The organism is Microcoleus sp. AT8-B5, assembly GCF_036705565.1.
In the GTDB taxonomy this organism is placed as follows: Bacteria; Cyanobacteriota; Cyanobacteriia; order Cyanobacteriales; family Microcoleaceae; genus Microcoleus.
The window spans coordinates 1-7,987 of the sequence record NZ_JAUBUY010000096.1 but is presented as its reverse complement, the minus strand read 5'-3'; the positions used below and the strand labels follow the sequence as shown (position 1 = coordinate 7,987).

At 42.7% G+C, this 7,987-nt stretch carries 7 protein-coding genes and 2 pseudogenes; 5 read left to right on the top strand and 4 right to left on the bottom strand.

All coding sequences use genetic code 11. The annotated features are described in order from the left end of the window. Positions 1-93: 93 nt before the first annotated feature. Both tnpC and QUB39_RS30035 read right to left on the bottom strand, forming a co-directional pair. Positions 94-1,596 carry an IS66 family transposase gene (tnpC, locus tag QUB39_RS30040; RefSeq protein WP_333058662.1) on the bottom strand — a complete coding sequence of 501 codons (1,503 nt, stop codon included), beginning with the start codon at positions 1,594-1,596 and terminating at the stop codon, positions 94-96. 49 nt (positions 1,597-1,645) lie between these two features. Continuing rightward, positions 1,646-1,810, bottom strand: coding sequence for a hypothetical protein (locus QUB39_RS30035; RefSeq protein WP_333212858.1), 165 nt, complete (start codon positions 1,808-1,810; stop codon positions 1,646-1,648). Between the two features lie 94 nt (positions 1,811-1,904). Between QUB39_RS30035 and QUB39_RS30030 the strand changes: the two are divergent. From QUB39_RS30030 to QUB39_RS30020, 3 genes and pseudogenes are all read left to right on the top strand, one after another. Beyond that, positions 1,905-2,219, top strand: a pseudogene (locus QUB39_RS30030) (IS4 family transposase); the annotation flags it as partial. Positions 2,220-2,378: 159 nt separating this feature from the next. After that, positions 2,379-2,564 carry a hypothetical protein gene (locus QUB39_RS30025; protein WP_333212856.1) on the top strand — a complete coding sequence of 62 codons (186 nt, stop codon included), beginning with the start codon at positions 2,379-2,381 and terminating at the stop codon, positions 2,562-2,564. 102 nt (positions 2,565-2,666) lie between these two features. Next, positions 2,667-3,026: pseudogene (locus QUB39_RS30020) on the top strand (hypothetical protein); the annotation flags it as partial. 8 nt (positions 3,027-3,034) lie between these two features. Here the strand turns inward: QUB39_RS30020 and QUB39_RS30015 are convergent. After that, positions 3,035-3,577 carry a transposase gene (locus QUB39_RS30015; RefSeq protein ID WP_333397501.1) on the bottom strand — a complete coding sequence of 181 codons (543 nt, stop codon included), beginning with the start codon at positions 3,575-3,577 and terminating at the stop codon, positions 3,035-3,037. 137 nt (positions 3,578-3,714) lie between these two features. Continuing rightward, complete coding sequence (locus tag QUB39_RS30010) at positions 3,715-4,317, bottom strand: hypothetical protein (protein ID WP_333485230.1); 603 nt, start codon at positions 4,315-4,317, stop codon at positions 3,715-3,717. Positions 4,318-4,923: 606 nt separating this feature from the next. Here QUB39_RS30010 and QUB39_RS30005 point away from each other — a divergent pair. Beyond that, positions 4,924-5,853, top strand: a complete 930-nt coding sequence (locus tag QUB39_RS30005) for a class I SAM-dependent methyltransferase (RefSeq protein WP_333058640.1) — start codon at positions 4,924-4,926, stop codon at positions 5,851-5,853. A gap of 820 nt (positions 5,854-6,673) precedes the next feature. Beyond that, entirely contained in the window at positions 6,674-7,579 is a 906-nt protein-coding gene (locus tag QUB39_RS30000; protein ID WP_333058639.1) for a D-hexose-6-phosphate mutarotase, read from the top strand. The last annotated feature ends 408 nt before the right edge of the window (positions 7,580-7,987 follow it).

The following is a 7,987-nucleotide window of genomic DNA, read 5'->3' as shown; positions in this document are numbered from 1 at the left end:
TAGCTTACCAATGCAACTTTTTACTGTGCGAGACCGTCCTGATTCTGTTCCTGTTGCCTGTTTGATAAAAAAAAACCGTAGAAGTTCACGGGGTTAGCGTGGCAGAAGAGAAGGAGGAGTCCGACCAGAACGAGCACTCAAGACAGATTCAGTCAGGAACTCAAGAATATTCCGGTCTTGCAGCTTGAGAGAAGACACGACGGTGAGTAAACGGGCAACAAACAGACTTCCTGCTGCTGAATCTGAACCAAAGCTAGTCCGTCGCCAAATCACAGCAGGGCGAATGGCTCTCTCAGCGGCATTATTGGTCGGCTCTACACCATCTGAGGAGATAAATAACCACAGAGCCACTTCCAACTTTAGTAAATTACGGCAAGTCCGCACAGTTTTTGCCAGTGGGGTCTTTTCCCTCTCGTCGATGTCTAACTGCGAAGCTTCTAGCAAGATGCTCAAAACTTCAGTCTTAATAGGTTCAACCCTTTCTTTCAACTCCGAACGAGTGAGTTGGTCATTTCTAAATTTATGCCAGAGATTGAAAAGCTCTTTTTCCTGCTCCAGCAAGGATTTGCCGATTTGGGCTGAAGCTCCAACTCGTTCGGATATTTGAATAAAATCTCGTTTGAGGTGTGCCCAACACAGTTGCCTGTGATTGACATCCACCCAATTATAGGCAGGGCAACGATCGCTGGTGATCGAGCCACTAAAAGTTTCGCCCAAAACCGTTTGAGCAGCACTACTAGCTCTGCTTAAAATTACCTGAAAGCTCTGAATCAATGGCGTTACAGCCACCCACAGCCAACCGCTGGTCTTGGTGGCATTTAGACCATCTCCATTCCGCTGCTGAAATCCAGTCTCATCTACTCCCACATTCGGCTGCTGCTGGATGTAATGTTGGGCTGCTGTGACCCCATCGCCAACTGCCTCACTCACTTCTGTCCGTAGACGATTGATAGTGCCGACGGACATTTCAATCCCAAATACCGCCTGCATCAGCGCACGTATTTGGCGGTAGGATTGTCGATACTCACTACTGAATAAACCTACATAGGCTGCTGTTCTTGGACCATATCCACCCATTCCTATTATTTCGGTCATTTCTGGGGCTTGATTTTCTTTCCCACAACAAGTACAGGTAATTGGATGAAACTGATGTTCGATGACGAGCCGCTGTACTGGTGGGACTTCCACTACTTGATGTCGATATGCTTGACCATTATTTTCAATCTCTAGGATGCCTCCACATCCACTACATTGCTGTGGGTAATGGTTGATTACTTCTTGACACATTTCGGTCGGGTATAGCTTCCGTTCATGTCCCGAATGTCCTAGTTGCCCACCCCGCTTCTTTCCGGTGGGTTCCTTTCTATTTGGCTTAAATCCTTGAGGATTCTTCGATGGTGGTTGTGATGAATTTGCCGAAGTTCTGGCTAATTGCTCTTTGAGAAGCTCGTTTTCTGTTCTCAGTTCCCCTATTTCCTGTTCAAACTGATCCATCCTACCCACTAATTCGTAAATTAGTTCGAGGATGCTGCCTGGCACTTGCGCCCACTCTGCTGGGCTGATTGCCGCCATTAATTCCGGCACTGTCTTCTCCATGTGCCTCACCTTATCAGATTTTTTGGGTTTTTGCTACCCCCGTGAACTTCTACAAAAAACCAACCTCGGGCCCGACTAATTCTAGCCATTGCTCTCGAATATGCTTTTCGATTGTTTCCAGACTTGATAATTCTGAGACCGGAGTATTTGTGTACATAATCTCGGCAATCTCAGCAGCACAAGCTTTTAAACGCTCCTTCTGTTCAGGGGTCATAGCCACTCCTCCTACAAATGCAGTTCACGCTTCCGTTGACGCTCTACCTATTATCCTCTCTGGATAGCACTTTTACAAAATCGGGATGCTCCCATTACAGATTTGGGCAACTTGGTTATTTTATGCAGTTTTAGTAGATTTAGGTGATGCGGTAGCTGATGAACTAGCTCTACCTTTTGAGCAGATTTCTTTAGAAATGATTTATCGCGGTCTTTATCATTTTACTATGGCTCATCATAAAGGTAAAGCAACAGATCCAATCAAGTATTTTGCTGACCCCCAAAATCGAGATTTAGGCATTATTAAACAGCAGCGAAAACCGAATGTTAAGTTAATTATTGCCCCTTTTCCTGAAAAGCAACGAGGGTCTGACCAATTCTTTTTTAAGAACTCTCCGAAAGCCTCTTGACAAAAGACTTACAGCCTTAACTTGTCACCAATGGTTGGCATCCAAGAAATGAGCAGTGGGAATATCTCATTAATTGGACAGGTGGCGATTCTGCTGACTGGATGTATCCATGTTTTGACGAAACCTTGATTGACGAGTCTAGTTTGAGGCTTGTTAGTCATGACTAAACCCATCGTTAGCTACCGTCGCATTGACCAATTAAAGGCGATCGCCTTTGACCGTGGCTTCACCAACGAAGACGCCAGACAGTTTGGAAAACTCAGCAAAACTGCCACATGGGAAGCGCTGCTAGAACTGTACCTCGTTGACGGTGAATCGCTAGACACAGTGCTAGACCATTTGTGACAAGTTAAGAAAAAGTGCAAATTGTCAAGGGGTATACAAAAGAAAGGTAAAATAGGATGAAACCTTTGTCAGGCAAGCATTTGAGCCATAATTGAACCAGTTATGACTAGCAAAAAACGCATCAACCGAGATCATGCAAAGAAAAAAAATCGTCCCCAAGTAGAAAACGAAGCGATCGCGAATTACCTGGAAGATTTATTAATTCCGGCAATGGCGGCCCAAAAAACTTTTTATCGCCAACTAAATTTAAGAGATAGAATTCTAACACTACCATTAATGATGGCAGCAATATTAAGTTTACTATGGCGATCCGTACCAGGAGTAACAGAATTAACCCGATTATTAAATAAAGAAGGATTTTTATGGTGTCAGCCACAAGAAATTAGTCAACAAGCATTGTCACAAAGATTTTTAACTTTTCCATCAATTTTATTTGAAAAAGTATTTAAAGACAATACTCCGGACAGTTTTTAAGCAGCCAGAGTACCATAAGACAAGACTGAAGGAAGGTTAGGGTGATTTAAAATCAAATCCGGGTCTAAATCTAACTTATCAATAAAGGTAGAAAGTAGATGCTTATTGAATTCCAGACGTTTATAAGAGGCCATAGAAAACACAAAAGATTTGGCAGATGAATGACAACTAGAAAGTTCATGTTTGGCTAAGTTTAAGGCAATTAGACTGGCATTAAAGTGAAAATCAAGCCGTGGTAAATGACGAGCTTGACAATCCGACAATCCCGTAAATTGCTTGGCATCACGAAAAATAAATTCAATCTGGAAACGAGCCTGATAATATTCAACAATTTGCTCAGGCGGTAAGTGAATATCAGTGCTAAATAATAAAGCATTTTTAATTTCTCCGTTGGCTTGAACCTCAGAGATACAAGCCAACCTAATTTGGCAATTTAAACAACAACTCCACACCACCAATGTATATAATGAAACTCCCGGTTTTATTTCTTTAACAAAATTAAGACGACTCAAATCATGGCAGTCAACTTGTGCGATCATATTTACGTGGAGCTCCCAGTTTCTTTTGTTCACCAGTATAAAGATAGCGTAGGTTAGCATCAACTCTTAACTTGCCAATAAAGTCTAAATTTAACTCCCGCACAGCATCCCAGAATTTAGAGCGGTAGTAATAGCCATCAGCGACCATTTGGACGTACAGAATTTGGGAAGAAATAACGAGTATTCTTTAGATGTTGTGCATAGTCATCAACTCTTGTGATGTCAGGCGTTGAGCTTTGAGACTCCTGTTTTTTGCGAGATTTTTTTGACCAGCTATTCTTCGGTTTTTGTGGTATTTTTTTCACCTTCTTTATTTGAGGGCGTGATGGAGTTTGTTGTACGCTTAAGCTATAAGATAAACGACTCTCAATTTCGACAATAGAAATTACAGAAATTTCCAACCCCTGTTCCGATTTCCCCGCTACACCATTATAAAAATAACCCTTACCGTCAGTTTTTTTGCCACTTTTTTTTAAAAAAGAACAATCGATAACGGCAATGACTGTGTGTTCAGGATTTAAGGCAGATTCGAGGAAATATTGATTAAATTGTGGAAAATTAAAGCTTTTGAGAAAGTGACGACGGTAGGTTTTTTCGCTCAAACAACTATAACGACTGAGATTGGTGAAGTTGACCTTGCCATAAACAAGCAAAATAGTTGAGAATAAAGTGATTAAAAACTTCTTTTGGGGTTGACTAATCCCTGGCATTTGTTGTAAGATGGATTCAATAATCTTCATAAGGCAATCTGTTAAGCTTGTGTGTTTTTATAGCTTAACCTAAAAGAGCGCCTTTTTTTCTGTTCATTTTGGGTTCAGATTGCACTCACTTTTTTCGCTTCTGTGATTTATTGCGTAAGCGTTGCTTGCCGAAGCCATCGCATCCCTCTTTAAAAACTGTCCGGAGTATTGATAATCACCCAATTATACAATAAATTAAATTGAGATTTATGTTTATGTTTATACTATTTTATATTTTATATTTTATGGAGACTATAAAAGGCATGGGTGAAAAAAGATATTCTATAAATTCCGCTATATTCAAGCTGTTGTGTGTGAACTAAGGATCGCGAATTAAATAATTTACACTCTTGACAGTGGGATGGGCGTCCCGCCCGTCCAGAAATGGCGGGCGGGACGCCCATCCCACAAGAAGCATCACGCATTCTAAGTTATTTAATTCTCATTCCTAATTAACAATAAATATTGGTTTAATAAACTAATTTTTGCGGATAATAAATTTAGAGTGTGTAGCAGGAATAGCGAGAATCATGTAAACTTGTGTAACAAAAATAAACACTTGTGGCTGGCCACAGGTGAATATGTTAGAATCAATGCCGAACTCAGTTGAACAAAGTAAAAGAAATCAAAGCTATGACATACGTTGCATGCAATTTGTGCGGTAGTAATGACTATACTGTGAGATTTGAGCAGGGAGTAGCCCAGGTAAATCAAATTGTCAATTGTAAAGCCTGTGGATTGATGTATGCTAATCCGAGAAGCACAGAAGTAGATAGTGTATTAATAGAAAACTACGATCCAGAGTTTGTATTATCTGCGATAGTTAACCAAGATTCGCAGAGACTGGAAAAAGAAGCACTGCAGGTAAAAGATTATGAAAAAACCAGAGCTTTTCTTCACAAACATTATCCCAATAAAGGTAAGTTAATTGAAGTGGGAAGTGGCTTGGGGTATTTGTTAAACTTCTTTAAGCAAGATGGGTGGAATGTAGTTGGGCTTGAACCTAATGTGGGTATGTGCAGATATGCAGAATCGGAGTTTGGAATCGAAATCATCCCAACCATATTAGAAAAAGCTGAACTAGAAGATCGATCGGCAGACGCTGTATTGATGATGCACGTGATCGAACACGTATCCGATCCTTGCAGTACGTTGAAAGAAGTTTATCGGATCTTGAAGCCGGGTGGGATATTCGTGATGGAAACCCCCCGCTACGATACATTGGTTTTCAAATTATTGGGTAAAAGAGAAAGAAGTCTCAGTTGCGACGGACATATTTACTTTTTTACGACCACCACGCTAGAAAAACTTGCAACTAAGGCAGGATTTACCGTGCTTAAAACAGATTATGTGGGGCGATCGCTAACACTCGACAGGCTATTTTATAATTTGGGCGTTGTGAGCAAAAGTCAGGCCATTAAACAAATCCTTAAGGATGTGGCAGTTAAACTGCATTTAAATAAAATTTCGTTATATTTAAATACACGGGATATGGAACGTATATATTTGAAAAAACCCGATTCTGGCTCAGCATAACAAAACTTAAGCGCACAGAAAAGATGAGATTACCTCAAATGTTTGAGTGCGCTTGTACCATGACAGTTATTACCCATTACATTAATCCCCTGGCGCCAGACTCTACGAAGACAAATTTTAGCGAGGGAGGCTGTGGGCGACACCACAAGGGTTTCCGGGCTATACAACGAATCAAGCCAGATGCGGAGTTTTGCGGCTGCGCCGTCTTTTGATGAAGTGCTGCATTAGCTTGGCCATCCGAGAAATCAGCAAGGTGTGCCGGTGGGTTCGATGCACATCCCCTCGCGATGTGTGGGGACTCGCTATCGGTTTCTCTGACTGCATCGTTGTGTCGATCGCACCCTCGCAGGTCAAACTCAACAATCTAATCAATCTAGTAACCATAATATCGGATAATTGTAAAGCAATTCACCAAGCCAACAGCGTCACTAACCCCAGCCTAAAGGCATGGGGCTTGAAAGAGGAAGACTCACCACCTTCTTAATTTGAGACTAAAACAGTGTCTAGCCTGCGTCTTTGAGACAAACTGAATTATCTGGTGGTGGTACACCGAACGATGTTACTGGATGCCTCCCTAGTCTGTAACCTCAAGGGATATCAGTGGCGAAGGGATATACACACACGGGCTTACCGCCACTTGTTATGCGTACAGGTAGAAAGCACTCGATCCGTAACTGTCCGGGTTAAAGGCGAATACAAAACGTCGAACGTCGTTAGTATATCCAAGGCGGTAACAAGCATTCATCGGGGGAGAATTCCTCCCCCTCCCATCCAATGTAAAGCCGTCCTAAAAGGACGGGGTTTCAAACCCATATTTCTGATGAGTATTGACCAATTAAACGCAGACTACGGCATAGCCGGGAACCTCACCTTCGCCACCGGAAACGGTGGTTTCCCGATGATTCACATCGACAACGGTCAAGCCAAAGCCTTAATTTCTGTGTATTCCGGTCAAGTGCTCTCCTTTCAACCAGCCACCGAAACCACAGACTTGATGTTCGTCAGCGACAAAGCCTACTACGCAGAAGGGAAAGCCATCAAAGGCGGTATACCCATCTGTTGGCCCTGGTTTGGCCCAGATCCCGAAGCCTTGGGGCGTCCAAGTCATGGGTTTGTGCGGAATCGCCTCTGGAATGTGCTAGAAACCGCCACAACCCCCGATGGTGCAACTAAAGTCACTCTCGGACTCAAGGATAGCGATGAAACTAGAGGAATTTGGCCCCAAGCTTTTGAACTGGCGATCGAGATTACGATCGGCACCAGCCTCACTGTAGAATTAATCACCCGCAATCTAGGCGACAAAGCATTTCCCCTCACCCAAGCTTTCCACACCTATTTCCAAGTCGGGGATATCAACCGCGTGCAGGTTTTAGGTTTAGAAAATAGCCAATATCTTGATAAAGCGGATGGTGGGGTGGAAAAGACTCAAGTGGGTGCAGTGGTAGTAACAGGTGAAGTCGATCGCATTTATCTCGATGTCACCAATGAATTAGTCATTGACGATAGCGCCCTCAATCGCCGTATTCGCATTAAATCCTCTGGTAGTAAATCCGTCGTAGTGTGGAATCCCTGGGTGACAATTTCTGCAAATATGGCCGACCTTGATGATGCAGATTATCAGCGCTTACTCTGCGTAGAAACGACCAATGCAGCTACAGATATTGTGGAAGTTCCCGCTCATGGTGAGTTCCGCTTGCAGGCAATTTACAGCGTTGAACGCGACTAAGAAATTAGAGCTTAAGCTTAGCGGTGATGGGGTCAAAATTCTCAGTAAGCGGGTCAACATTTCAATTGGATATTTTGGGCGTTGCTCAAATCCCACCCACAAGACTGGGATTGTTTCTTTAAATACAACTTAAATGCCGATTAGCTGATTGAATTGAAAAACTCTGTCACCGTAATGACTAATAATACCATGTCCGATCGAGCGATTAAAAGGGCGGGTTTTTGAGATTGTCAATTATTGGCAGATATTTTTCGTGAGGGGAACCCCTACCGTATTAGGGGTAATCGGTTAGAGAGTCGATGGTAGGGTGTCCCCCACCATCTCTCCTACAAAACCGTGCTTGCGACTTTCACCGCACACGGCTCCTGGGTGATGTAATCCTGGTTATGGATACAGTACGAGCGCATC

Coding starts and splice junctions, on each gene's coding strand:
- tnpC (WP_333058662.1), bottom strand. CDS start 1,596: ATGGAGAAGACAGTGCCGGAATTAATGGCGGCAATCAGCCCAGCAGAG.
- QUB39_RS30035 (WP_333212858.1), bottom strand. CDS start 1,810: ATGACCCCTGAACAGAAGGAGCGTTTAAAAGCTTGTGCTGCTGAGATT.
- QUB39_RS30025 (WP_333212856.1), top strand. CDS start 2,379: ATGACTAAACCCATCGTTAGCTACCGTCGCATTGACCAATTAAAGGCG.
- QUB39_RS30015 (WP_333397501.1), bottom strand. CDS start 3,577: ATGATCGCACAAGTTGACTGCCATGATTTGAGTCGTCTTAATTTTGTT.
- QUB39_RS30010 (WP_333485230.1), bottom strand. CDS start 4,317: ATGAAGATTATTGAATCCATCTTACAACAAATGCCAGGGATTAGTCAA.
- QUB39_RS30000 (WP_333058639.1), top strand. CDS start 6,674: ATGAGTATTGACCAATTAAACGCAGACTACGGCATAGCCGGGAACCTC.